The sequence below is a fragment of the Trichocoleus sp. DQ-U1 genome, from assembly GCF_039961925.1.
In the GTDB taxonomy this organism is placed as follows: domain Bacteria; phylum Cyanobacteriota; class Cyanobacteriia; order Cyanobacteriales; family FACHB-T130; genus FACHB-T130.
This window is the reverse complement of sequence record NZ_JAMPKB010000015.1, coordinates 22650-47616: the sequence shown is the minus strand read 5'-3', so window position 1 is coordinate 47616 and position 24967 is coordinate 22650. Positions and strand designations below refer to the sequence as shown.

Genomic DNA, 24967 nt, shown 5'->3' with positions numbered 1-24967 from the left:
CTTGTCCCTAGTCTCTAGCCTTAGCCTTTAGCTCATCGTCTACTGCCGATGACTAATGACTAATGACTAACGACTAATGACTGCTACATCTGGCGCGATCGCCCGCTGAACACCCGCTCTAGCTGTTTGAAATTCTCCAACACCCGCCCGGTTCCTAGCACCACGCACGAGAGCGGATCTGCCGCTACGTGGGTGACAATGCCAGTTTCGTGGCTGATGAGCGTGTCCAGCCCCTTTAACAAAGCACCGCCGCCAGCCAGCATGATGCCCCGGTCGATAATATCGGCTGCGAGTTCGGGAGGCGTGCGCTCTAAGGTTCGCTTCACCGCATCCACAATTACTGAAAGCGGTTCAGACATACTTTCCCGAATTTCCGGTCCCTTGATGGTGACAGTGCGCGGCAAGCCAGAGAGCAGGTGCAAGCCTCGCACTTCCATGATGGCTTCTTCATCAAAACTGGTGGGGTAGGCAGAACCAATCTGAATCTTGATTTCTTCAGACGTGCGTTCCCCAATCACCAAGTTATGGACTTTTTTCATGTACTGCATGATGGCTTCCGAAAGCTCATCCCCAGCCACGCGCACCGATTCACTTAAAACCGTTCCTTGTAAAGAAAGCACGGCAACTTCTGTGGTGCCGCCACCAATATCAATGATCATGTTGCCCGTAGGCTCAGCCACTGGTAGTCCAGCGCCAATGGCAGCAGCGACCGGCTCATCTATCAAGTACACATCCCTGGCACCTGCCTGAGATGCTGCTTCCATAACGGCTCGTCGTTCTACGCCAGTGACCCCCGAAGGAATGCCAATGACAACACGAGGTGAAACTAAGGCTCTTCCCTCATGTACTCGCTGAATAAAATGCTTAAGCATTAGCTCAGCGACATCGAAATCTGCAATGACACCATCGCGCAGGGGGCGCAGGGCCACCACATTGCCGGGAGTTCTTCCCAACATTTTTTTGGCATCTTCGCCCACGGCTAGCGGGGTTTTTGTGTCCATATCCATAGCAACCACAGAGGGTTCTTGGAGAACAATACCTTTGCCGGACACATAAACCAGGGTGTTAGCAGTGCCCAGGTCGATACCCATGTCCCGGGATAAGGAAAAGCGACTGAAAAGACCCACTCGTTTCTACGCCCCCAAAATGAAATGCTGTTGTGTGAGATGGAATTCTAACGGAAATGGAACCGAGGTGGATTCTATTACGTTTTCTATCCAGAGTCTAGTCAGGTAGACGAATTTATCCAGTGAAAACGCCTCAAGGCCATTTCCAAGCATCATTCTGGTAGTTGAAGAGCAAATCAGGATAAAGTTGACTTGAGCCTACTATCTAAATTCGTTAAAGTATATTCACTGTAACTCAGTACATTTGTACTAATAAATTTTATGAGCCTGAATGTTGTGAACTTGGTAGGTCGTGTGGGTACAGAGCCTGATGTCAAGTATTTCGAGTCAGGTAAAATTAAGTGCAATCTGACGCTGGCAGTAGATCGTCGAACTCGCAATAGCGACCAGCCTGACTGGTTTAACCTGGAACTGTGGGGGAAAACAGCGGAAGTCGCTGCGAACTACGTGAGAAAGGGTAGTTTGATAGGGGTACAAGGCTCCTTGAAAATAGAGACTTGGAGCGATAATAAGGCATCCAACCGATCTAAACCTGTTATTAAGGTGGATCGCCTAGATTTACTCGGTTCTAAACAGGATACAGACCCCAGTGCGGTAAATGGCTATAACGACACCGAATTTTAATTCGTTGCTAATTTTTAGCTGTTAACGACAAGCCATCAGTCCCCAGAGAACTGATGGCTAATTATTTTATTTGGGCGGGAAAGACGAAGAATCCCCAAATCTTTAACGTCCAAATCTTTAACGACAGTCTACCTCTTGGTGATTTGCACCGAGCCGCTGCTAGACGAGTTCAGATCGCCAAAGCCAGGGATATTCGTAATCAGGTTTTTGCCGTCCATCGTGACGCTACCCGATACTTCCGCAGTCCGATAAGAGCCAACATAGCGAGAGTGCGACATACCGCCCATCCACTGATAGTGAGAACTGCTGTGACCCCGGAATGTCTCGCCTGTTCCCGTCCAATTTAGCGCTACGTCAACAGTTTTGGCAGTCGTTGAGTCGGGATTCTCTGATGAATATTCGTCAACTTTGAAGGTGCCTTTCAAACTAGCTGAGCTGAGCTGGTTATTGGCGGTGAAGGTGACATTTGGAGCGTAACCGTAACCATAGGAATACTTGCCAGTACACCAATTCGAGTTCCAATAAGAGACGTTGGCTCCCTTCTCCGAAGTCGGTGCTCCTGGTGCGCTACGGCTGACGTTATCGGCAGCCCAAACACTGACACCGCTTGAGCTACAGTCGTCAGATTGGTAAAAAGAAGCGGAAGCGTTTTGCCCTTTGACCTGGAATTTCTCTGTGGTGGCAGCCATTGCTGGAAGGCTAAAGCTCAAAATAGTTAATAAAGCGCCAGAAATTGCCCGTTTCATCGGTTTGTCTCTTCCCTATTGCTATTTACGTAATCTTGTTAACTCTTTAGAACTGATTGGAGCTAATTAGGTTCCCAGCTAAGGAATTTTCCCAAGTTGTGCAAGAAGTTATCAGTTGATCTCATAACGGAATCAGTTGCCGTGCAGCGTCCGGCAGCAGTGGCGCTGCGATCGCTTCGTTCTTGGCATCAGCGGACTGCGAGTATCCGGCACAGCCGGTGAAAACAAAAATTAAGGGAAATAAAACCAAAAATTGGTTGAATTTATTCGTCAGTTAATGGGTTGCGTCTTTTTACGAGCCAAAATAGGCAATACACACAGGAGAGTTAAAAAACTGAGCGCTAGTAGCAAGGGCAAGCGATCGCCTCCCTGCAAAGCTTGCTCACCCGTAACTCCCACCCAAGCGTAAGCCAGCGTCCCTGGAATAATGCCGATAAACGTGCCAACTGAATAAGGTACCCAGCTGATAGGCGTGAGTCCCAACAAGAAATTAACCACCGTGAAGGGGGAGATTGGCGCAAAGCGGATCGCCAGCACAAAAGCCAGAGGCTGACGGGTCACGGCTTGATTGAACCGCATCAACGCTTGATGTTGACCAAATCGGCGTTCCGCCCAGTCGCGCAGCAGGTAGCGAGACGCCAAAAATGCCCCAATTGCCCCCAGCGTTGCGCCGATGACCGACCAAAGGCTTCCCCAGACGAAACCGAAAACCGCACCAGCCGCAACAGGAAACATAATTCCAGGGATGCCGATGGCGCTGGACAGGGCAAAAACCAGGATAAACAGGCAGACTGCCCAGCTACCGAATCTTTCCAACTGACTAACCAGGAAAGATTTATCCAACAAAAGTTTCAATGGGCTAAAGATACAGAGCATGATGCCGATCGAGAGTGCGATCGCTATCCACAAGGGGGGACTTTTGAGCGTTCTGACCCACTGGCTGTAAAATTTCGGCATCAGGGAAGCACTTTGGTTGGTCTTATTTCTCATTCGATAAAATCCAGGCAAAACTTTATTTTGCGAACAAACTTTGCCTTGACTGAGAAGAAGGAGAATCCCACTTCTTTTGCTAGTTTCAAATCAGGGCACCCCCACAGCTAGAACCACATCCAGCCGTGCAACCATAGCAGTAAGATGCAGTTTGTATTTCTTCAATAATGTCTAAGCTGCCAGCTTCCAATATCTTGGCAACTGTCAGTTTTTCACCATTGCGGGTTTTCGCCGGTAAATTCTCCATCTGGTTAAAGTCGCAATCATAGACATTTCCCAGATAGTCAATTGAAAGTTCATCCCGACACATTAAATGTTCAAGGGTGCTGCCATTGAAATTTGACTCTAGGAAGTGTAAATAAGGCCTGATTAATTTTCTGTACTCTAAATGAAACTTTGTTCGCCCAATTGGTAAATTTGTAATCGTGAACAAGCTGTTAAAAACAATGTTGAAATGCTCTTTTAGATAAGCCTTGTAATCTTGTTCCAGATTTACCTGATTGGGGGTTAAAGAAAAATTTTCTGTAGCTGGAACTGGAGGGTTGTATACCAGATCGAGGATTAAGTTAGGGTCAAGACCATAACCTTTCTGGTTCAAACATTGCAGTGCCTGAATTGAGTCGTTATAGACCCCAGAACCGCGCATTTTATCAACATTGTCTTCCAGATAGCATGGCAAGGAAGCAACAATTCTCGTTTGGTGTTTGGCACAGTATTCTGGAAGAGTCTCAAACCCTTTTTCAAAATAAATGGTGAGGTTAGACCGCACAATCACTTGTTTACCTGCATCCCGTGCCGCCTCTACCAGGGGTTTAAAACCATAGTTCATTTCCGGGGCACCCCCTGTCAAGTCAACAATCTTGATTTGGGGAAATCTATAGATTAGTTCAATCAGCTGATTACAAACTTCTGGGGTTAGTTCTTCAGTTCGTTTTGGCCCTGCTTCTACATGACAGTGAGTACAGGCAAGGTTGCAGCGCTTCCCCAAATTGATTTGTAAAACGCTAATTTTACTTTTGGTTAAAGGGGCACCAATTTTTTCTTTAAAAGGTGTTACGGTTGAACGAGTTGATTCAAGATTAATCATGGGGTAGTCCTAAACAGGGAAACATGGTTATCGAAGGTCAGGTTGGTCATAACAATGTCAGCAGTAAAAATTCCCTGCCTAAACGATTGTTTGCCTCATCTTGATGAATATCTTGTAGAACCCGGAGAAGGCATAAGCGGCACGCAGAAAATTAGTTGCCGGAACGCCAGCAGACATTTTATGGAGAACCTTCTAATAAATTAGTACGCAGACAACTCAATGTTGGATTGAGCAAGCCTAATTGCCGCTAATCTCCTAAAAGGAAGTAACAAAAACACTGTTTTATGTTAATAAATTTTTAAGTACAACTTTAAGCACTGCTGCTGTCGCAGTAGATGCTAGCATAAGTGCCAGGATTTTTTTGTTCTGATTTTTTCTGAAATACAGCGATACTCTGATAACTCATCGTCCTATCCTAATCATTGGCTGTAGCTCAGTACATTGACCCTCGGCAAGATGCGTCGGCTGTTGCCGAACTTGCCCAAAAGATAGAGGGATGTAACCTGCATACTCTCGTGTGACTAAAATTACAGGGGTCAGGGATTAAGCTTAGATATTATTAAATCTTGGCAAGCTGAGTATCAGTTGAGAACAATCTTAGAAGTGGTATATAGCGGTTCTGACGCTTAGTGCCATATACACACTCGTAACCCACCCCCGACCCCTCGACCTCCACGGAAGGGGAATATTGAACCCCGCCCCGTTCGCGGGGCGGGGCTAGGGTCTTTCAAGGGTAGGTTTTTAAAAAGCGAGAGGTCGTTATAACCTCGGCTGAGTCGCTGCTTTTTCCTTGCGTTCGCTGTAGCGATCCGTCAGGTAGTCTACTTTATCTCGCAGTAGTAGCGTAAATTTGTAAAGTTCTTCCATTACGTCGATAACGCGATCGCGATAAGCGGAATCCTTCATCGTTCCGTCTTCGTTAAACTCGTTGTACGCTTTGGCAACGGAAGACTGATTGGGGATGGTAAACATCCGCATCCAGCGTCCCAAGATTCGCATAGTATTGACGGCGTTAAACGACTGAGAACCACCGCTGACCTGCATGACTGCCAAAGTTCTACCTTGAGTCGGTCTTACTGCCCCTAAAGTTAGAGGAATCCAGTCGATTTGGTTTTTCAAAATGCCGGTAATATTCCCGTGCATCTCTGGACTAGACCAAACTTGACCCTCAGACCACAAGCTTAAATTCCGCAATTCTTGAACCTTCGGATGGTCAGCCTCTACGCTACCGTGAATCGGCAATTCACGCGGGTCAAAGAATTTGGTTTCTGCACCAAAACCTTCGATGATTCTGGCGGCTTCTTCTGCTAATAAACGGCTGTAAGAACGCTCTCTTAAAGAGCCATACAAGAATAAAATTCTGGGTGGATGCTCGAAAGTTGTCATGAGAAGGATAACTTTTGCTCAAGAACCTGCTGAATTGGTTGCTCTATCGGTGTTTGGTTTGTCATTGAAACCTTATCCAACAGGTGTCGCTTCTTCCTTTAGCGATTCGATGAGTTTAGTCACCCGTTCTTTTATCTGATCGCGCACTCTGGGGAAAATTTCAGGCTGTTCAGCCGGATCGTCAAGCTGCCAATCCTCAAAGACTTCCCGAAGTACCCAATCTGTCGGCAGATTAACTCCACAACCGCACAGGGAAATTACCACATCAAAGTCTTCAGCCTTGAAGTCGCTAAGGGGTTTCGAGTGTTGATTGGTAATGTCAATGCCGATTTCTTTCATGGTAGCGATCGCTTCCGGTCTAACCTGAGAGGCTTCTAATCCAGAGCTAATCACTTCAATTTCTCCCTTACCCAGTGTTTTTGCAAAGCCTTCTGCCATTTGGGAACGGGCAGAATTTTTCTTGCAAACAAACATCACTCGTTTCATCAGGTTTTCTCCCTTACTTAATGTCCCGAAATCCGTTGGAAAGTTGGCTGTAAATCAACACGGCTAATTGCGCCCCTAAGATGGGTGCAACCCAATAAACCCAGTGGTGCTGCCAAATGCCGCCCACTAAAGCGGGGCCGAGCGATCGCACTGGATTCATACTCGCTCCGGTAATTGGCCCCATAAACGCCGCCTCTAGCCCCACCGTCAAGCCAATCGCTAACCCCGCAAAGCCAATCGGGGCGCGGCGATCGAGACCGGAACCAAAAATCACAAACATTAAAATAAAGGTGAGAACCGTTTCCAGCACCAGGGATTGCAGCCAATTCCCTTCTAGCGGCACCGTCGCACCCAGATTGCCAACGCGCCCTAAAGCCATCCAGAGTAAAGCTGAGGCGGCAATTGCTCCTAAAGACTGCGCCAAGATGTAGGGTAATACTTGGCGTTTCGGGAAAAAGCCGCTTGTCCAGAAAGCCAGCGTTACCGCCGGGTTAAAGTGAGCGCCGCTAATGTGTCCCAAGGCGTAAATTAAAGCGGCAACAACTGCGCCAAACACAAAGCTGATGCCGAGATGAGTCACCGCGCCATCGCTAATTTGGTTTACCATCACGGCACCCGTACCGGCAAACACCAGGATGAATGTACCCACTCCCTCAGCGATCGCTTGTTGCTTGCACGATTGGAAAACTGAGTTACAACGCGCCATCCGCGACACTGATTTCACGACCATCCCCAGCACCAAAGAATTTTCTGCAACTTATATTTCAAAAAAAATTGATGCATTAAGCATATTTCAAAAAAAATTGATGTGTCAAGCCTAGTCTTTACAGGGAAGCGCTGATAAGAGCGGGCTGAAGCGACTGTACTCTGCCAAATACTGCTCCAAAACAACAAATTGAGGCAGATTGAGGCTGTAGTAAATCCAGCGTCCTTCTTGTCGGGAGCAAACTAAAGCGGCTTCTTTGAGAGTTTTTAGGTGAAAGGAAAGTTTAGACTGAGTGACCCCCAACTGTTCGCAGAGTTCGCAGACGCAGCGCTCTTGTTCGCGGAGCAGCTCTAACACTTGAATCCGTAGGGGGTCAGACAGGGCATGAAAGCCAGAAGAAACGGAAGGAGGTGCGATCGCGGGTAGTTTAGCCATCAAGTTTTATTGAAGAATCTCTTCAGCTATCCTATCCAAGCACCCAGCAAATTCGTCACTTAACAGCAACCGCCGCCCGTATAGTACCAGGTTGAATCAGTAATCAGGATGTCTTTTGGCATCAATGCACCTAGCTTCCCTGCTGTCTTATCGCACACCGCTGCGGGTAAACCCCGTGGGAGGATATGCCCGTTTGAGTCATCAAAAAACTCTTCGGTGCCGGTGTAAATCGCCGTTTTTCCCGTAAAAATACAGGCACCATCTTCAGGAATTGCCACTTTAAAAGAAACAGAATCCAAACTTTCTAATAGCAATGGTTCCTGCAACCCGTAGCTAGCACAATCCAGCAGTCGGTAAGGACGCCGCGCTCGAATTTCTATCTGCCCAAATCCAGCATCAATAAGATGCTGAGTATATTGCTCGTAAGTTAAAGCACCCGACAGACACATTGCCCGTAACCGTTCATCCTGCCGCAGATGAGGTGGGATGGGACGAGTGGCGATCGGGTCGCTCATCAGTAGGCGGCCCCCTGGTTTTAACACCCGGAAGGCTTCTTGAAGCGCCCGATGCAGGTCCGCAGGTTCAAAGATATTAAATAGACAATTCTGCGCCACCACATCTACAGAGGCGTCTGGCACTGGGAGGAAGAAGGCATCGCCTTCCCGAATCTCCACAAAACTGGGGTCAAACCAGGAATTTTCTTGGGCAGCGATCGCTAAGTTCCGAGTCGCTGCCTCGCGCATCGCCGCCACTGGATCGACGGCAATCACCCCACCCGGACGGCGAGAAAAATAAGCAAATTGCAGCGCTTCCAAACCACCGCCAACGCCGACATATAGCACCGTCGGGTCATTAGCGAGTTCAGCGGCATGGACGGTAGTACCGCAACCGTAGTTCATCTCCTGCATCTGAGGCGAAATTTTTAGTCCTGGCAGTTGCAGGGGACTGCTTTGGACACAACAAAGTCCGACTTGTGGCGTCTGCGCTACTTCACTATAAAACTCAGCAGCAGTTTCGAGATAGCTCACTCAAATATTCTCCTAGATTGGCGTTGCGACTTTTTAGCAAATTGCTAAAAATACTCTGATTCCAATCTATAAGGCTATCAAATCCCTAATAAATGAGCATTGCCTGAAAAAGGACTCTCCCCAGCGCTACCAACTTTTCCCCTGGTCTGCTAAGGCGAAGTTAACATAGAGCCATAGGAATTTATACTGTGCTGGACTCAAAAGTGGAAACTGGTTCGCAAGAAAAGTGTTTGGAGCAAGATCGGCGTTGCGTCATCGTTTGCCAGTACCGTTCCTGTTTGGTAAATGGAAGCGCAGAGGTACTTGCCGCTTTTGAGAGTGCTGATATTCCCGGAGTCATGGTGACGGGGAGCGGTTGCCAGGGACAGTGCAGCTGTGGTCCTACAGTGCGAATTGTCCCGGAAGAAACTTGGTACTGCCGAGTTCAACCCAGCGATGTCCAGACGATCGTTGAACAACATTTACAAAAAGGGGAACCAATAGAAGCAAAGCTGAATCCCAGAATTCACATGAAAATTAGTTTTTGAAGTGATTTTCACTCCGATAACTGCCGCCGTGTCAAGTTTTCTCAGATGTAGGTTGGTTACTTGCTTAAATCAAGCAGTTTTTGTGGCAGTTTAACGACACGGCGATCGCGCATCCCTGTGATGTAGATCAAAAGCCGCTCGTTGTATTTCTAGGCTTTAATAGTTCAGTAGAACGCTGTATAAGGCTCATCAATATGCCTACTTATACCGGAATTTCCAGTGAAGCTTTTAGACATCCCCTCGACCGACAAGCCGAGCAAGCCTTACGCAGCGTGCCTGGATTTGATATGGTTGCCCGTAAATTTGTGGAATTTGCCTCTGAGCGTCCCCAGTTTGTCTACCACATGGGCAATAGCATTCAGGTCGGGCCGCGTCAGTATGCTAGCATCTATGGCATTTTCCGGGAATGCTTGCGCGATCTGGACGTTTACCCAGAACCAACGCTTTTCGTTTCCCAAGCGCCTTGGGTTAATGCCAGCGCCCTCGGACAAGAACGCCCTTATGTGATCCTGAACTCTGGACTTTTAGACCTGCTCAACGAAGCGGAACTTCGGGCAGTCATTGCACATGAATTAGGACATATTAAATGCGGTCACACGACCCTACGTCAGATGGCGGTTTGGGCTTTGCAAGCTGTCAATTTTATCGGGAACGCGACCTTTGGCTTCAGCACTTTGGTCAGTACCGGCTTGGTTTTGGCATTTATTGAATGGAGCCGTAAAGCCGAATTATCAGCAGATCGAGCCGCTTTCCTGGTGACAGATGACCTGAATCCGGTGATGCACTTAATGATGAAATTTGCTGGTGGCAGCGCCCGTTATGCCAATGAAGTAAATTTAGATGAATTTATTCGTCAATCGCAAAAATATCAGGAATTGGACGAAGACGGGTTGAATCAAGTCTACAAGTTCTTACTTTACAATAACTTTACTCAAGGTTGGTTTACGACCCATCCCTTTACGGTCGATCGCCTTCACCATTTGCAGGAGTGGGCAAACTCAGAGGAATATCGTCAGATTCGCCGGGGCAATTACCAACGTTCCCCTGTACAGGGCGCGGTGAATGTCCCATCAGAAACCGCTGTTAATGAGGTGGATGCGCTACAGCGTCAAATTGAGGAATTGCAAGAACAAATTAACCGTCTCCGGTCTGAATCCGAAGATCCTTAGCGGTTGAGAGCAAGTTCCCCAAGCGTATGTATTTTCAAGGATTGCTATGGGCAGTCAAGTCAAGTACTATACACTGCAATTAGCATTGACGCTGGGTGCCATCTACTTTCTCTCTTCACACTCTAAGGAAGGACTCAATAGTCCTAATTAATGGAATGGTCAGGGACATTCTATCAGATGGATATCAGGCCGAGTTTCGTGTCATTTCCAACCAGCCAGATCGAGATATGATCTATCGTTTTTTGGTGGACATTGTTCAGCAATGGCCGCCAGAAGCCGTTCTGCAAGAATTTAAGCAGTTATTTATTTATTACAGTCCTAATGCTGTTAATACCGACGCGGTCAAAGCGCTTTCAGACATTATCTTTGCGAATGATGAAGAAGAATTTAAAAACACCCTAAAGCGCTCTTGTTATATCCTCATCAATAATTGGGAAACGACGCGAAGCTATAAAGCAATTAAAGAATTAGTTTTAGTATTTAGCGATTTAAATATTAGCAAGTCAACCTTGTCTCCAAGTTTAAGTAAGTTGAGACTTTGGCTTGTAAATTTTATTAAAAGCCAAGACTATCAAGATTTAAAGATATTTGCTGCTAGATACGAAGAACATGAAGCAACCCATTGGAGCCATCGTTATACTTCTTATCTGTTAGTTCCTCAATATGCGAATCTCTCAAACCCCGTCGAACAGCGGGAAGCCGCCAGAGCATTGTCGCAAGAACTGAAAGATCGCTTTAAGTTTGAGCTAGCAATGTATACCACGCGATCGCAGTCGGCGATGCCTAGAGAAATTTTGCCTAAAAACCCGACTGGTTTAGGGGATGAGGTACTGCGTCTGATCAAGACGATTGTTGCGAAACGGGGGCCATTTAGCTATACAAATCTGGCAAATATTTTTCTCCAACAAACTCAAGGACTTCTCTACAAAAATTTTAAGCATAGTCTACAAAAGTATTTAATTTTTTCTGTGGAAAACAGAAAATTTGTAGAGGTCTTGAAAACAAAATTAGAAGAAAAGCTAGATGTTGTATATGAAAATCATCATGAAGAAACGCTAGATGATGCCCTGTTATTAAGAACCTGTAATCGGGTGATCGAATATTTAACGACTGAAAATCATCGGGAACCTTCGCCTCTATTTATTTTATTGATGTCGCAAGGGCATCCTTTGACTTTAGTAATCGTACTGCTGAAAATTTTATTAATTTGTAAAAATGTTCGCACCCATTTAGAAACTTGCATTGCTGAGTTAATCAAATACTATATGCACTATCCGGAAGAGGATTGCAAGTGGGTCGTGAATTTCTTTGAAATATTTCATATAACCTTTGCTATCTATGGTGAAAACGTTCAATACAATTTGATCAAGATGAACGGAAATGGCACGAAGAAGCTGCCTAACGGGACGGCACAGATGTATCGAGTTTTTTCTCAACTGAAGTTAGATAGCGATATAAAAGCTGCAACTTCTGCGATCGCAGAGGCGATGTCAGATCAAGTTGCAGAGGATTAGGTTTCTGGCTACCCGTTGAAAGCGGGACAGGGGAACCCCACCCTTAATCCCTCCCCGGTTTTCGGTGAGGGGAACCTGGATTGAGGGGGAATAAAGTTGTCATAGCTGTAGTTGATAGCCCTTTTAGCGATCCTTCAGCTCGCTCAAAGTTGCCAATCCAGCAGCGGCGGCTTCCGCTAAAATACTCACCAAGCGGAATAGGGCGACGACGCTGAGGAGAATGGCGGCAGAAAAATGTTGACCGAATAGAGCGATCGCTGTCGCTTCAAATACCCCGATTCCCCCAGGTGCGCCGGGAACAATCAAACCCAATAGCCATGACAAACTAAACCCACTCAGCAGCATTGGGATTTGATTGGGATTCACTGGTGTCAGCGCTAGCATGGCAAACAAAAACCCCGCGCCACGCAGTAACAAAAAGCCAATTTCTCCCAACAAAGGAAATAGAGGATAGCGCTCAAGTCGAAAAGAAGCTTCTGCGGCTTCTGTGGGGGGTTGAGAAGCTGAAGCAGAGATAGCATTTTCTTCTCCCCCGCGCCCCTGCGCCCCTGCACCTCTTGCTTTCTTTCCCTTCAATTTACTTGCCAACTGCATCAGCCGGTTCAAAATTCGGGGATGAACGCCCAGCAAAACTACACCCAAACCAAGAAGTTGTAAGGTTCTCGTCTGGGTATTCTGGGGGACACCGGCCCAACTTAACTGGCTACCTGCTAAGGCAACTAATAAAGCGGCAGCCGCCATCAGCAGGGGTTCGAGTAACACGCTGAGAGTCGCGGCACCGAAAGAACCCCCGTGGGATGTCACCGCCACGATGCGCCCGTAGTAGTGCCAGACATTCCCTGGTAAATACTTGGCAAGGTTGGTTTTCAGGTAAACTTGGAGCGCCCATCGAGGCTGAACGGGTTGCCGGAACGATTGCAAAATCCAACTCCAGACGAATCCAGACCAAGTATGAGCCAGTAAAGTAATCAAAAAGGCGATCGCTAGATTTGTCCATCCCGCACCAGTCATTCGGATGGCTGCGACTTCCCGCCAATTGTCTTTGAGAGCTTTTGCCAAAAAAAATAGCGTCCCGCCGAGAATCACCCAGCGCAAGTACGGCTTCAGGGATGACCAAATTTTTTTCATGACCTTTCACACTGGGTAGCGAGTTGAGGCAAATACCTCATCCTAGAGTATGAGAATACCAAAGTGAGAACGGTAGCGAGTCTGTAACTTTTGCCAGAGGGAGCGATCGCTCTTCTGTTTCTACACTTTGCAGACATTCGCGAACAATTTCCCAGCCAAGCTTGGCACATCTGGGATACGGATAACGATCCGCTACCTGATGGTGAGGCAAGTTTGATGTCAGCGATCGCGTTTGAGGCAGCGATGCCCAGACCCATCAGATGCTGAAAGATTGAGAAAAATCAGCCAAGTTCTAGGCTGAGCGATGTTTTTAGCTGGCATGGTCGTGAACCAACCAATATCACCGTAGTTTTGCTTATTTTTTGGGAATCTCTCTACGGTTAGAGAGAGGTTGCTTTTAGTTGCAACCAGAATGTGACCTGCGCTAGAGGTAGGAACACTGTAGCTTTTGTATTGTTTATGACAGTTCGTAAAAATCTTGGGAGTAGTGTGTGAAACACTTAACTGCTTTCTTTAAAAAACTACGGTTACGTCAAATATTGACCGTTTTTTTGGCAGGCGCGTTGCTAATTGTTACCAGCGCTTGTAACAATGGCGATTCTTTAGGGGCACGTCCACAAAATCCCCCCGTGCAAATGGGAGGGAACAACAATCCCCACAGCAATGGTGGAGATGGCTACACGAATTACAAAATGTCTACCGATCCTAACGTCAGCAAAACAGCGAATCCACGCGATCGCGCTGACTTACAGATCCTGTCCAATCAGTTAATTGCTACCAGCGATTCTGAAATCCTCTACCCGGGTGCTGAGACACCAGCAGGTCGAGCCGCAAAGGAAAAAGAATTGCCCATAAAAACTTCAGAGGATTTTGAAGTCTCTGGAGCTGGAGGTCGTCAACCTATAATCAATCGCAGCGATCCTAATGCCAAGATATTAGAAAGTATCGGTGAAGAGTTCAAAGAGGCTTCCAGCTTCATCAAAGATAAATCAGATGAAGCCGGTCAGAGACCTGAAATGCAAAGCAACCCTGCTTTGCACAAATAAGCAAATAATTGAGATTTTCGATTGGCAGTCAATCGAAAATCTCGGATTGCAATGCTAACCAAAACAACCATTGACTCGTACAGAAAAAGGAGTTTTTTTGATGAACAGCGTAATTAATTGGTTGAAAAAAATCAACTTGGGCAAAATCCTGACCGTGTTTTTGTCCGCTACGATCATTTTTGTTACCACCGCTTGTAATGGTGGGGCACAAGCGAAGACCGCCGACCAAATTAGGGAGGACGTTCCTACAGGTGCCTTAACCAATGAGTATAAAGGTGGGATGAACGACTATAGCGATACCGATCCCAGAAGAGACACCTCAGGCGTAGCAGCTAAGGCAAAAGGCCTAATTGACAATGCTGAGCGCCACGTAATTGACGAGACCGATGACGTAGGTACAAACACCAAGCGGATTCTGGATAAGAAGGGCGAAAACGCTAAACAGTTCGGTGAGAATGTCAAGCAAAATACCGACGCAATTGGCGACAAAGCGCAAAAATCGGCTAGTGATTTCGCTAAGGGAACAAAGCAGGGAATTGAAAATCTCAAGGGCAATACTCAGGATGCAACCAAAGACCTGGGTAAAGGAACGCAGCAGGCAGCTGACAATGTCCAGGAAAATAGTAAATATGCAGGCAGAAATGTAATTGAGAGTGCTAAGCGGGCAGCAGACAAGGCTGCTGATGCGATTGATTAGCAGCGTCTGGAATTAAATAAACACCAGACTCAATCAATGATTCTAGGGGCGGGATAATCCTGCCCCTATTTGCTTTGATTCTAGGGGCGGGATAATCCTGCCCCTATTTGCTTTTGTATCCCTATAGCGGTTCTAACTTGAGTGCTATATCACTCGGAACCTCACCCCCAGCCCCTCTCCGTGAACGGAGAGGGGAGAATATTGAACCCCTCTAGTTGAAGTGAAGGGAAGGTCGAGGGGCAAGGGTGGGGTTAAACCGTACTGCATCGAATAGAGAATTGTGATAGTACCCTGTCAGGGTTTCTCCGGGAGAATCCTTTCGGAGAAACCGGATCAAAAATACATAACCTCAGCCTGACTGAAGATATAGCCGAGTAGAACACACACTCTCGGCGATTGAAATGAAAAAATTTCTAACCGTTGTGCTGTCTCCAACTGAGGTGGCGAAGCAGCTGGCATCTGACTGTCCTGGCTATAGCGCAGCAACCCATGAAAGTATTGCTCTGTGGCTGGTGGGAGAGGAAGGAGAGCGTTTTGAAACGTTTAACGCAACTCAGAGGGTAATTGCCTTGCAAGCGATGGATTATCGCTATCGCATTTTACGGCAACGCTACTTAGGCGTGGCACCAGAGCGTGCTTATTGCAACTTGACGACTCGGCTGGGGAGTTTAGTATTGCTGAAGAATAAAATTCGGACTTGGGTGGCGCTATCGCGCGATCGCTCGGCAACGGTTGTCGATGTGTTGCAAGAAGTCATTCAGGAATTATTGCATCGCGATCGCTACATTCAACAGCAAATTGCCTGGATTAGCAAATGTACTTCAGACGCTCGCTTAGGCAACTCTCTACTGATGAGCAGCATCGAAGAATACTGTCTCAGACCAATTCGCAACCAGCCACTTTTAGTTTATAGATTTTTTAACTATCTACGTCGTTCCCGGCGGGGAGGGATGACTCATATCCCCGATGGTGAACTGGTGCGACTGATTTCTGAGGAAGTGGTGTCCCACGAGACAAACAATCCGGTTAGTTTCCTCGATATCCACGCAGTTGCCGAGTATCAAGAGAATCAAGCAATTGAAGAACAAATGTTTCTGCGGACAACCGTAAAGCAGGAGTTTTACAACTATTTAGCCGAAAATGTCAGTCGAGAAGCAGCGGTTTGGCTGGAACTTTACCTCGCTGGCAATTCTCAACAAGCGATCGCTCGCGCCTTGAATTTGCGGACTAGGGAAGTCTATCGTCTGCGGGAAAAAGTCAGTTACCATGCAATTCGCATTTTTGCTCGAAAAACAAAGCCGGAGCTAGTCGCAAGCTGGCTAAAACCCGCCGCAGCAGGTAGAACGTCTGAGCAAGTTGTGGCGATAGGAATGGAAAAGTAGCCGAGTGAAGTTTGGGGAAAAGCGGGAATTTCTTGAAGATGTCACTCGCTTTGTTTAAAGTTATCCTTATCGTTTTTAGCCGTTCAATCAGCTCCCCCGAACTTGCCTCAATTGACTTTGATCGGCATCCTGGTTTACGCGAGGCAAGGATGAGGAATTTCAGAGTCGCTTTGCATTTGCACAATTGAGTGAAATAACGATGGGTACGGCATCGAGATACTGGCTTTTGATGAGAATTGATAGTTTCGGCAAGTGTCGAACTGAAGAAGTTGAGTCGGCAAAAGCCTTTTTCTTGACTCAATTTCCCGAACTCTCTGACCGAGAGGATATGCCAGACCGGGAAATTCAACGCCAACTCATGCAGTGGTTCCAGAACGATGACACTCGCCGTCAGATGGCTGAGGTGTGTCTGCGCTGCTTTATCTCTCATCAAATTCAAGAATTTTGCTTAGAACTAGAGCAGAAGTTTGGCAAAAACCATGACTTCACCAGTATAGAGCTGTTGCCGTTGGTACTCGATAGCACTTTGCGTTCTCCGCGTCAGGAAATGGATGAAAGCCGGACAAACTATCCATCTGTAACCGCTCGAATTTTGCAAACCTTTGACCCGGATAAGAGTAAATTATCGACTTGGACGGTCAGGATGGTAAAAAGCGATCGCTTCCTCAAACGATTCTTACTCGAACACGGAATTGAGCAAGTGACTGACTGGATGATTCTGAGTTACATGAACCCCGGACGATTACAGCGAGTTTTATTAAAGTTTGACCGGACACCAGCAGAAATCAACCAAGCACTTCAGCTACTTGATAGCTACCATCAGATTTATCGCACCCAACTTTTGCAGCACCGCAAGGCTGGAGAGAAAAGCCGATATCCAGACCCAACCGCCTCGCAATTGCGTCAAATGGCTGAACAATTGTCAACCACTCGGACAATATTTCCCGAACAAATCTTAAGAGAATTGCAAGAACTCGCGCAGTTACTCAGAGCCGAACGCCTCCGGACTCGCAAAGGCTTACCGTTAGATAATTCAAGAAATTCCGCGGAAATAAATAGAACATCCAGTGAGGATAATTCTAATGAGCAATCAGAGTTCTTAGCAGGTTATCACCAGCAATTTAATACCTGTTTATCTCAGTCTGTCAAGCAGGTTATTCAAGCTCGCTTTATCTATTTGCAATCAAAAAAAAATCAGAAAGCGCAAAACTTCCTCAAGGCACTTCATTTATTTCACTGTCAGGGAGTTCCCATGAAAGAAATTGCTCCCCAACTCGGCTTAAAAGACCAGCCTCAAGTAAGCCGCCTGCTGGAACTCAAAAACTTACGCAGTGATATTGGACGCCGAACCTTATTGTGCTTGAGAGCTTGCGTTTTAAAGTTAGCTCAATGTTACGTTAATCCCGTGCAGCTCCAAGATTTGGAGTCAAAAGTCCAATTCATTTTAGATAAAGAGATTTCTACAGAGATTGAGAAGGCGAAAAAAGAATCTCACATAGGACACAACCGAGTGATGAACAGTCAACTAGCGGCAACTATTTGTAACCATCTGAATAGCCAGAAAGAAGAACGAGCATGAATTACTTAACAGATTTGGCAGATGATTGGGTCGAACTTGAAGAATTGCCAGAAACAATTCCCTTAGAATCGGAGCAGCTTGACCAAGCTGTAGAATTGAGCAACCAAGTAGGGAATGAAGACCGAAAATGGCAAATTTATCTTCAAGCTTTAAGTTTATTTAGTTTTGAAGAATGGCTGCGGAAACGAGAACCGGAAATTTTTCTATATAGAGAACGCTCTTCAGTTTTTCAACCCCAGTATGCTAATGCAATTGACGCCGTTTTTAATTTGAGAATTAGCGAATTCAAGGTTTGTTTAATTCCTACTATCACCTTAACTGATAAAGAAGTCACTACTCCCAGAGCGGTAGTAGATATACCAGAATTTACCGCTCATTTTTATATAGTTATTGGCATTGAGGAAGACTTAGGAATTGCAGCAATTAGAGGTTTTTTGCGTCACGACCAACTGATTAATTATCAACCGCAATTACAACCAGAAGCGGATTGGAATTATCAGATTCCGATTGCTTGGTTTAATCGCGAACCTAATGAACTATTGCTTTATTTGCAATGTTTAGTTCCATCAGCAATTCCTTTACCTGAAATCCCAACAAATCGTCAGAATACCCTAGCTCGAATGCAGGCTACCCTATTAACATTATTACCCCAACTGCGTAATCGTCCTTTGTGGCAAATCTTGACGTGGGAGCAGGGAACAGCAGTCCTAACGACGCCGGATTTACTTAATTGGCTCTACCAGCCGCTAACTGAGAATACAGCAACCGTTACCAACCATCTATCAGAGTTGCTGCAAATCTTGACTCAGCAAGCAGTAAATGTCAGGAACTGGTTACGCAACCAAGTGGATGAAGTAATGCAAGAATTGTCCTGGGAAGCCTTGCCAGCACCGTCTCCTTTGCGCGGAACTGAGCCACTAAGAGAGTTGCCAGCATCATTCTCCATCCGCAGAAACGAACAAAACCCATCTCAAGAATTAGATGAAATTTTGATAGAAATTAGTCGCAATAATCAGTTAGAGATTCCAGCCAATACGGGTCGTGCTTACCGAGACTTAACCCTAGTAAATCGGGTGCGGCTGTATGCTGTTACCTGGTCTTTCCCGGATGATGATGGCTGGACGTTATTGCTGATATTAAAGGCGATTTCTGGAAATGAATCTCACGATGAGATGACGTTGCGCGTAAGCGATCGCGTGGAAGTTTTGGCAGAAGATACACTGCACTTAGATGGGGACGAGGACTATATTTTTACTCAAGTGGCGGGGACTTATCAAGATAAATTTCTCGCAACCATTACCTCGGAAACTGGGGAATTCCAAACTTTGCCGCCGTTTGAATTTATTTTATAACTCCTCGAAAATCATCAGAGGCAGGACAACTCCGACCTCCGCAAAATCCAAAATCCAAAATTAAATGATGGATAGAATAGTTTTTAAGCTTAGGGTTAAGCAAGTTGGCACTGTTTGCGACTTTGAGTTGTCTTGGGGGAAAGGAAAAATACTCTCTGTAGAGCTGAATTATCCCCTCTCGCTGACCAGGAGTTACGAACAGTGGCAAAGCGCCTATCTCAACTACTATAGGCGGCTGCGAGGGCACAAGGTCATCAGCGGTAAAGGCACTCTCCCAGTTGATCGACATCGCGAACTGGTGAATGCAGAGGTTCAGCTAGGGGAAGAATTTCAACACTGGTTGCTCACTCCTGAATTAGTTAGTATTCGCCGCGAGATTGTCAAGGCGGCTCATAAACCGGAACATCATACGGTTGAGGTGTTCCTGACTTGCACTCCTCTAGAACTGGCGCGATTACCGTGGGAAATTTGGGAAATTGGGACGGATTTGGGTGCTACTCAACAAATACGCATTGCTCGCACTCCCGCCAATATTCTGAATGAACCCGTTCGTCCGATTCGCCGTAAAGCTAGGGTTTTAGCGATTTTAGGGGATGACACTGGCTTGAATTTGGAAGCTGATCGAGAAGCACTGCGATCGCTTGATCGTGTTGCAGATATCCAGTTGATTGGTTGGAAACGGAACCAGGGGAAAGCTGAACTGAATATCCCTAAGAATATAGAGGCTCGATTTTTTGATGCTGATGCACTCAAAATGGAGATCCAGAAAGCGATCGCATCGGAGCCAGGTTGGGATATCTTATTTTTTGCCGGACACAGTAATGAAACTGTCCTGACGGGTGGAGAATTAGGCATTGCACCACACACCTCAATCTCGATTTGGGAAATTGAAGAGTCACTGAAACAGGCGAAAAAACGGGGACTTCAGTTTGCAATTTTCAACTCGTGTAGTGGCATGAATATTGCCGAATCCTTGATTAACTTGGGATTGAGCCAGGTAGCAGTAATGCGGGAACCGATTCACAATCAGGTAGCACAAGAATTTTTGGTGCAGTTTCTCGCCAGTTTGACTCAATACAAGGATGTTCATTCAGCTTTGCTGGAGGCAAGTTTATTTCTTAAACAACAGGAAAAGCATCTTTCCTACCCTTCTGCTTACCTGGTTCCCTCCCTATTTCGGCATCCAGAAGCCGAGCTGTTTTGCATTAAACCTTTTGGCTTTTTTGACACACTAAACCGCTGGTTGCCAACGAAAAAAGAAGCCTGGTGGCTAGGCGCTATCCTGTTTTTAAGTTTATTGCCACCCGTACAAAACTTATTATTAGAACCGCGCATTTTACTTCAAGCCTTCTATCGCCAAGTCACCTTCCAAGTGCCAGCCAAAGGAAGTTCACCCGTGCGACTTATCCAAATTGATGACGAATCTCTAAAGGCTGATGCGGATAAAATTAAACAAATTTACCCTATCGATTATCGTTATGTAGCATTACTTTTGAATCGGGTTTCTGAATTAGAAGCTAAAACTATTGGCATCGATTATATCTTAGATGATAAAAAGCAACCGAATAACAGTTTAAAACTTAAGCAATCTGTACAGAATATTGTTAATAAAAATACTTGGTTGGTATTTGGTTCTGGAGAGGGAGAATCCACTCCTAGGTCAGGGGTAAGCAAGGATATTGCCAACCTCAATTGGAGTTTGGAAGGGGATATCATGTTCTTCCCTTGGTATGTTGAACTTTTGCCAGCAGAACCCAAAAGTTCACAGATGTATCCTTTTGCTTACCTCTTAGCGATAGCGTATGTGTTGAATCAAGAATTACCGCCGAATTTACCGCAACCCAATTTGCAGGCTCGGACAGATTTTAATTCCTCAGCGATTAACTATTTAAATCAAATAAGCCAACCCAACCAGAAAATAGCTTTTTTACAAGAAATTCGCCTTCATTCACTTACCCGCTTTTCTCAAAATTTTATTCAAGCATGGTTGCATCCAATTATTGACTTTTCTATTCCCCCCGAATCTGCCTACGAACGCATTTCTGCCTGTAAGTTACTAGGAGATTGCCTAGGAAAAGGAAAAGTACCAGACACCTTTAAGAATGAAGTGGTGTTGATTACTCCAGGTGGATATAAAGGAGCCGGGTTAGAAGGAGAAAATGAAGATAATTATGCGATTCCTTTAGCTGTCGGTTTCTGGCGCGGTTGGGAGGAGGAAAATTTTCCTGGCGGTGAAGCTCATGCTTATATGCTTCATCATTTATTAACGCGGCGATTGGTGATACCTATCCCCGATTTATGGATGATTTTACTTTCAGGATTGCTGGGGAAAAGCGTAACGCTGATGTTGCAGGATAATCTTCATCAACGGCAACGCTGGGTAATAAAGTTAGGAACGGCTACAACCATTTATATCATCGCCTCCTTGCAAATCTATATATCGGCGGCGATGTTATTACCTTGGTTTTTACCAACAGTTTTGTTTTGGAATTATATTCGTTTAGCATTCAGGGAAAAGTCTCATGTTTAACTTAAAAAAACTCCAATCCATTTTGTTAATATCTGCCTTGATTACAACTTCTTCCTCAGTGCCTCTACAAGCGGCAATCAGACAACAACCGCATCCCGTCCTAACAGAAAGCAATGAGACATATCTAGCTTTATCGTGGGGTGATATCTGGAAGAAATTACGTCGTAAAAGGAAAGGAGGGGGCGGGAGAGGAGGAGCGATTTGCGCGATCGCTCCCGCTAAACTGGTAGACGCAGATTCGCTTCATTCAAAACAAGGGGAAATCCTTGAGATTTGGAGCGATCGCCCTCTGTTTCTCTGGAATATCCCAGGTGGAACGGTAACGCGAATTGAGCTATCTCGTCAGGGGGATAAAGAGGCATTCTGGAACCGACCAATTAAAGGAGAGACAAGGGCGGTTTATGATGGGGAACCATTGCAACCTGGACAGTCTTATGTATGGAAATTGTCTGCTTCAGAGCCGTACCCAATTGAAACCAGCGTCATGTTTCAAGTGATGGAACCGGAAACACGCGATCGCATTTCAGCCGAATTGATCTCAATAGCACTCGTACAGCAGCTTAAAGACCCATCACCAGAGGCTTTGGCAATGGAGAAAGCCTACTATTTTGCCGAACGCGAACTCTGGTCAGATGCGCTGCGGGAAATCTATTCAGTGCCAAATCCCTCAGAGGAATTAAGGAATGCGATCGCGCTTCTTCAAGCTCATGATTTCTGTGCAGAAGATGAGCCAAACGTTTCTGCATCTCAATAGGCTACGGCTTGGGTTTTTACATAAGTACCCCTTGCCCAAGGATATTATATGTAAGCGGACAATATCTTAAACGCTGCGATCGCACTCCTACAGCTATGGAATTAAAAAGATTTTTCTTGCTTGCGTCTAGCACAGTTCTACTGACTGGGTTGCAGACTTGTTGGCTGAATTTTCCGGTGACATTTAGTGGATCTGCGGTGATGGCGCAGACGGTTGAGGAGAGGAAGGCGCAAGCAGATAAACTTTATCAGCAAGGTAATCAGCAGTATAAGACTAGCCAATTTCAGGAAGCATTACAGTCTTTTCAAGAAGCGCTCTTAATTTATCGGGAACTAAAAGATACCAAAGGCGAAGCATTAACCGTGAACTACATCGGGTTAATTTATCGCAGTCTCAGCCAATATCCAGAAGCCCTGAAATTTTATCGGCAAGGTTTAGAGATTTTCAGAAAACTCGGCGATCGCTGGAACGAAGGAACTGCACTTAACAACATTGGCTCAGTTTATAGAAGCTCAGATCAATATGCTCAAGCACGAGATTTCTTTCAGCAAGCCTTATCTATTCGTCGAAAAGTTCAGGATCGCGAAGGCGAAGGGGTAACTCTTAGTAACCTTGGAACGATTTATCATGGTTTGGGTCAATATTCTCAAGCATTGGAATTATACGAGCAAGCCTTAGTTATTCGTAGAGAAGTTGGTGATTTTCAAGGTGAAGTAGTAACCCTCCTTAGCTTGGGAGTTATCTATTATGATTTAGGTCAATATAATCAAGCACTGGAAACTTATCAGCAAGCTTTGAATGTAAGCAGAAAAATTAATAACAAAAATGGAGAAGCTCTTGTTCTGAATTCAATGGGAACAGTTTATATGAGCCAGGGTGACTATTCCAAAGCATTAAATTTGTATCAGCAAGCTTTAATTATTGCTAGAAAAATTGGCGTGACTGGTCTGGAAGCAGCGCTACTCAACAATATTGCCGAATTTTATAGATATCAAGGTCAATATTCGCAAGCATTAGATTTTTATCAGCAATCTCTAGTTATATATAGGAAAATTGGCAGCTTTGGTGGTGAAGAAACAGCTATTAACAACATGGGTAAAACTTATGATAGTCAAGGTGATTATTCCCAAGCGCTGAAACTTTTTCAACAAGCTTTAACTATTTCCAGGAAAATAGAGAATTATCCAGGTGAAGGACGAATTCTGAGAAATATGGGTAGTAACCTCTATCAATCTGGGAAGCTAGCGGAAGCTACAGAAACCCTAACTGCTGGAATTAAGGCTTTAGAGTCTCTACGGTCAGGATTGAGTGATAGCAATAAAGTATCAATTTTTGAAACCCAGGCTAGTATCTACCGTCTACTCCAACAAGTTTTTATTGCCCAAAATAACATTAATGATGCTTTAGAAATTGCTGAACGAGGGCGTGCAAGAGCATTTGTGGAGCTATTGGTAAAGAGATTATCTTCAGAAACTAGAGGTAACGTTACTTCCCCACCACCACCAAATATTGCCCAAATTACACAAATTGCCAAAGCTCAAAATGCGACTCTCGTTCAATATTCAATTATTGATGATGACTTTAAAAGTCAAAATAAATCGCAAGTCAAGCAAACAGACCTTTACATTTGGGTGATTAAACCTACAGGCGAAGTAACCTTCCGCAAAGTTGACCTAAAACCATTGCAGCAAAAAAATACCTCTTTAAAAGACCTTGTTAGCTCTAGCCGTGACTCAATCGGAGTAGACGAGCGCAGTATTTTTAAAGCAGAAGTTGTAAATCCAGGTAATCAAGAAAACTCAGCCAAAAGCTTACAGCAACTTCATCAACTATTAATTTCGCCCATCGCCGACCTTCTGCCCACCGACCAAAATCAGCGTGTAATTTTTGTCCCGCAAGGTGAATTATTTGTAGTTCCCTTCGCCGCACTGCAAGATAAAGATGGCAAATACTTAATTGAAAAACATACAATTTTGTCCGCACCTTCAATTCAGGTACTAGAACTAACACGCGCCTCACGGGAAAAGGTGAAGCAAGCATCCGCCAAAGATGCCATCATCATAGGAAATCCCACCATGCCCAGCGTAGCGCCTAAAATTGGAGAAAAGCCGCAACAGCTAGCTTCCTTACCAGGAGCAAAACGAGAAGCCGAAGAGATTGCTCCTTTATTGAACACCAACGCCCTTACTGGCAATGCAGCCACCAAAACTGCTGTTTTATCACGAATATCTCAAGCTAGAATTGTGCATCTGGCAACCCACGGCTTATTTAATGATTTCCAGGGATTGCAAAGCGCGATCGCACTCGCACCCACTAGCAGCGATCGCGGTCTACTCACTGCCGAAGAAATCCTTAATCTGAAACTAAATGCAGATTTAGTTGTCCTGAGTGCTTGCAACACCGGACGCGGGCGCATCACGGGTGATGGGGTAATTGGACTATCCCGCTCTTTGTTTATCGCCGGTACTCCCAGCGTTGTTGTCTCCCTGTGGGCTGTCCCCGATGCTCCCACGGCTGAATTAATGACCGAGTTTTATACTAATCTTTACCAAAAGAAACTTGATAAAGCCCAATCCTTGCGCCAAGCAATGCTCAAGATGATGGAAACACACCGCGATAATCCTAGAGCTTGGGCAGCTTTTACCTTAATTGGTGAAGCTGAGTAGGAGCATCG

The 24967-nt window shown here is 45.5% G+C and carries 24 protein-coding genes; 13 read left to right on the top strand and 11 right to left on the bottom strand.

The genetic code is table 11. The features are described from left to right. Window positions 1-83: 83 nt before the first annotated feature. A complete protein-coding gene (locus tag NDI34_RS08780) occupies window positions 84-1091 on the bottom strand; it encodes a rod shape-determining protein (protein WP_190414886.1) in 1008 nt (335 codons plus the stop codon). A 297-nt stretch (window positions 1092-1388) separates the two neighbouring features. Here NDI34_RS08780 and NDI34_RS08775 point away from each other — a divergent pair, with 297 nt between their 5' ends. Then, entirely contained in the window at window positions 1389-1751 is a 363-nt protein-coding gene (locus tag NDI34_RS08775; RefSeq protein WP_190414885.1) for a single-stranded DNA-binding protein, read from the top strand. A gap of 128 nt (window positions 1752-1879) precedes the next feature. Here NDI34_RS08775 and NDI34_RS08770 read toward each other — a convergent pair whose 3' ends face one another. From NDI34_RS08770 to arsM, 9 genes are all read right to left on the bottom strand, one after another. Continuing rightward, a complete protein-coding gene (locus NDI34_RS08770) occupies window positions 1880-2497 on the bottom strand; it encodes a hypothetical protein (RefSeq protein ID WP_190672270.1) in 618 nt (205 codons plus the stop codon). Window positions 2498-2618: 121 nt separating this feature from the next. Beyond that, a complete protein-coding gene (locus NDI34_RS08765; RefSeq protein WP_277878437.1) occupies window positions 2619-2747 on the bottom strand; it encodes a hypothetical protein in 129 nt (42 codons plus the stop codon). A 20-nt stretch (window positions 2748-2767) separates the two neighbouring features. Further along, entirely contained in the window at window positions 2768-3487 is a 720-nt protein-coding gene (locus tag NDI34_RS08760; protein ID WP_242047522.1) for a TVP38/TMEM64 family protein, read from the bottom strand. 85 nt (window positions 3488-3572) lie between these two features. Then, window positions 3573-4574, bottom strand: a complete 1002-nt coding sequence (arsS, locus tag NDI34_RS08755) for an arsenosugar biosynthesis radical SAM (seleno)protein ArsS (RefSeq protein WP_190986644.1) — start codon at window positions 4572-4574, stop codon at window positions 3573-3575. Window positions 4575-5333: 759 nt separating this feature from the next. Further along, window positions 5334-5960, bottom strand: a complete 627-nt coding sequence (gene arsH / locus NDI34_RS08750; RefSeq protein ID WP_190531959.1) for an arsenical resistance protein ArsH — start codon at window positions 5958-5960, stop codon at window positions 5334-5336. A gap of 72 nt (window positions 5961-6032) precedes the next feature. Continuing rightward, complete coding sequence (arsC, locus tag NDI34_RS08745) at window positions 6033-6446, bottom strand: arsenate reductase, glutathione/glutaredoxin type (RefSeq protein ID WP_190414880.1); 414 nt, start codon at window positions 6444-6446, stop codon at window positions 6033-6035. A gap of 13 nt (window positions 6447-6459) precedes the next feature. Continuing rightward, the gene (locus NDI34_RS08740; protein WP_242031449.1) at window positions 6460-7176 is read right to left on the bottom strand and encodes an MIP/aquaporin family protein; all 717 of its coding nucleotides are present in this window, start codon (window positions 7174-7176) and stop codon (window positions 6460-6462) included. 87 nt (window positions 7177-7263) lie between these two features. Beyond that, the gene (locus NDI34_RS08735; RefSeq protein ID WP_190414878.1) at window positions 7264-7587 is read right to left on the bottom strand and encodes a metalloregulator ArsR/SmtB family transcription factor; all 324 of its coding nucleotides are present in this window, start codon (window positions 7585-7587) and stop codon (window positions 7264-7266) included. 59 nt (window positions 7588-7646) lie between these two features. After that, entirely contained in the window at window positions 7647-8615 is a 969-nt protein-coding gene (gene arsM, locus NDI34_RS08730; protein ID WP_348232440.1) for an arsenosugar biosynthesis arsenite methyltransferase ArsM, read from the bottom strand. Between the two features lie 191 nt (window positions 8616-8806). Between arsM and NDI34_RS08725 the strand changes: the two genes are divergently transcribed. The 3 genes from NDI34_RS08725 (at window position 8807) to NDI34_RS08715 (ending at window position 11825) form a co-directional block, all read left to right on the top strand. Then, window positions 8807-9142 (top strand): (2Fe-2S) ferredoxin domain-containing protein, encoded by a 336-nt coding sequence (locus tag NDI34_RS08725; RefSeq protein WP_242047523.1) that lies wholly within the window; start codon window positions 8807-8809, stop codon window positions 9140-9142. Window positions 9143-9336: 194 nt separating this feature from the next. Continuing rightward, complete coding sequence (locus tag NDI34_RS08720; protein WP_190415030.1) at window positions 9337-10311, top strand: M48 family metallopeptidase; 975 nt, start codon at window positions 9337-9339, stop codon at window positions 10309-10311. A 227-nt stretch (window positions 10312-10538) separates the two neighbouring features. Beyond that, window positions 10539-11825 carry a hypothetical protein gene (locus NDI34_RS08715; protein ID WP_348232439.1) on the top strand — a complete coding sequence of 429 codons (1287 nt, stop codon included), beginning with the start codon at window positions 10539-10541 and terminating at the stop codon, window positions 11823-11825. A gap of 123 nt (window positions 11826-11948) precedes the next feature. Here NDI34_RS08715 and NDI34_RS08710 read toward each other — a convergent pair whose 3' ends face one another. Then, window positions 11949-12953 (bottom strand): lysylphosphatidylglycerol synthase domain-containing protein, encoded by a 1005-nt coding sequence (locus tag NDI34_RS08710; protein WP_348232438.1) that lies wholly within the window; start codon window positions 12951-12953, stop codon window positions 11949-11951. 90 nt (window positions 12954-13043) lie between these two features. Here NDI34_RS08710 and NDI34_RS08705 point away from each other — a divergent pair, with 90 nt between their 5' ends. The 9 genes from NDI34_RS08705 to NDI34_RS08665 all read left to right on the top strand — a co-directional run bounded on the left by NDI34_RS08705 (window position 13044) and on the right by NDI34_RS08665 (window position 24959). Next, window positions 13044-13220 (top strand): hypothetical protein, encoded by a 177-nt coding sequence (locus NDI34_RS08705; protein ID WP_348232437.1) that lies wholly within the window; start codon window positions 13044-13046, stop codon window positions 13218-13220. 224 nt (window positions 13221-13444) lie between these two features. Next, on the top strand, window positions 13445-13999 hold the full coding sequence (locus tag NDI34_RS08700) for a DUF6658 family protein (protein WP_190414873.1): 555 nt from the start codon (window positions 13445-13447) through the stop codon (window positions 13997-13999). A 100-nt stretch (window positions 14000-14099) separates the two neighbouring features. Continuing rightward, on the top strand, window positions 14100-14696 hold the full coding sequence (locus tag NDI34_RS08695; RefSeq protein ID WP_190414872.1) for a DUF6658 family protein: 597 nt from the start codon (window positions 14100-14102) through the stop codon (window positions 14694-14696). Between the two features lie 401 nt (window positions 14697-15097). Then, window positions 15098-16078, top strand: a complete 981-nt coding sequence (locus tag NDI34_RS08690; RefSeq protein WP_348232436.1) for a HetZ-related protein 2 — start codon at window positions 15098-15100, stop codon at window positions 16076-16078. A 184-nt stretch (window positions 16079-16262) separates the two neighbouring features. Next, a complete protein-coding gene (locus tag NDI34_RS08685; RefSeq protein WP_348232435.1) occupies window positions 16263-17657 on the top strand; it encodes a hypothetical protein in 1395 nt (464 codons plus the stop codon). Next, window positions 17654-19009, top strand: a complete 1356-nt coding sequence (locus NDI34_RS08680; RefSeq protein ID WP_348232434.1) for a DUF1822 family protein — start codon at window positions 17654-17656, stop codon at window positions 19007-19009. Before NDI34_RS08685 ends, NDI34_RS08680 begins: the two co-directional genes overlap by 4 nt. Before the next feature lie 64 nt (window positions 19010-19073). Continuing rightward, a complete protein-coding gene (locus NDI34_RS08675; RefSeq protein WP_348232433.1) occupies window positions 19074-21539 on the top strand; it encodes a CHASE2 domain-containing protein in 2466 nt (821 codons plus the stop codon). Continuing rightward, window positions 21532-22293: a hypothetical protein gene (locus tag NDI34_RS08670; protein ID WP_348232432.1), complete on the top strand. Its 762-nt coding sequence runs from the start codon at window positions 21532-21534 to the stop codon at window positions 22291-22293. The genes NDI34_RS08675 and NDI34_RS08670 overlap by 8 nt, the downstream gene beginning before the upstream one ends. Before the next feature lie 116 nt (window positions 22294-22409). Next, on the top strand, window positions 22410-24959 hold the full coding sequence (locus NDI34_RS08665) for a CHAT domain-containing tetratricopeptide repeat protein (RefSeq protein WP_348232431.1): 2550 nt from the start codon (window positions 22410-22412) through the stop codon (window positions 24957-24959). Window positions 24960-24967 lie beyond the last annotated feature (8 nt).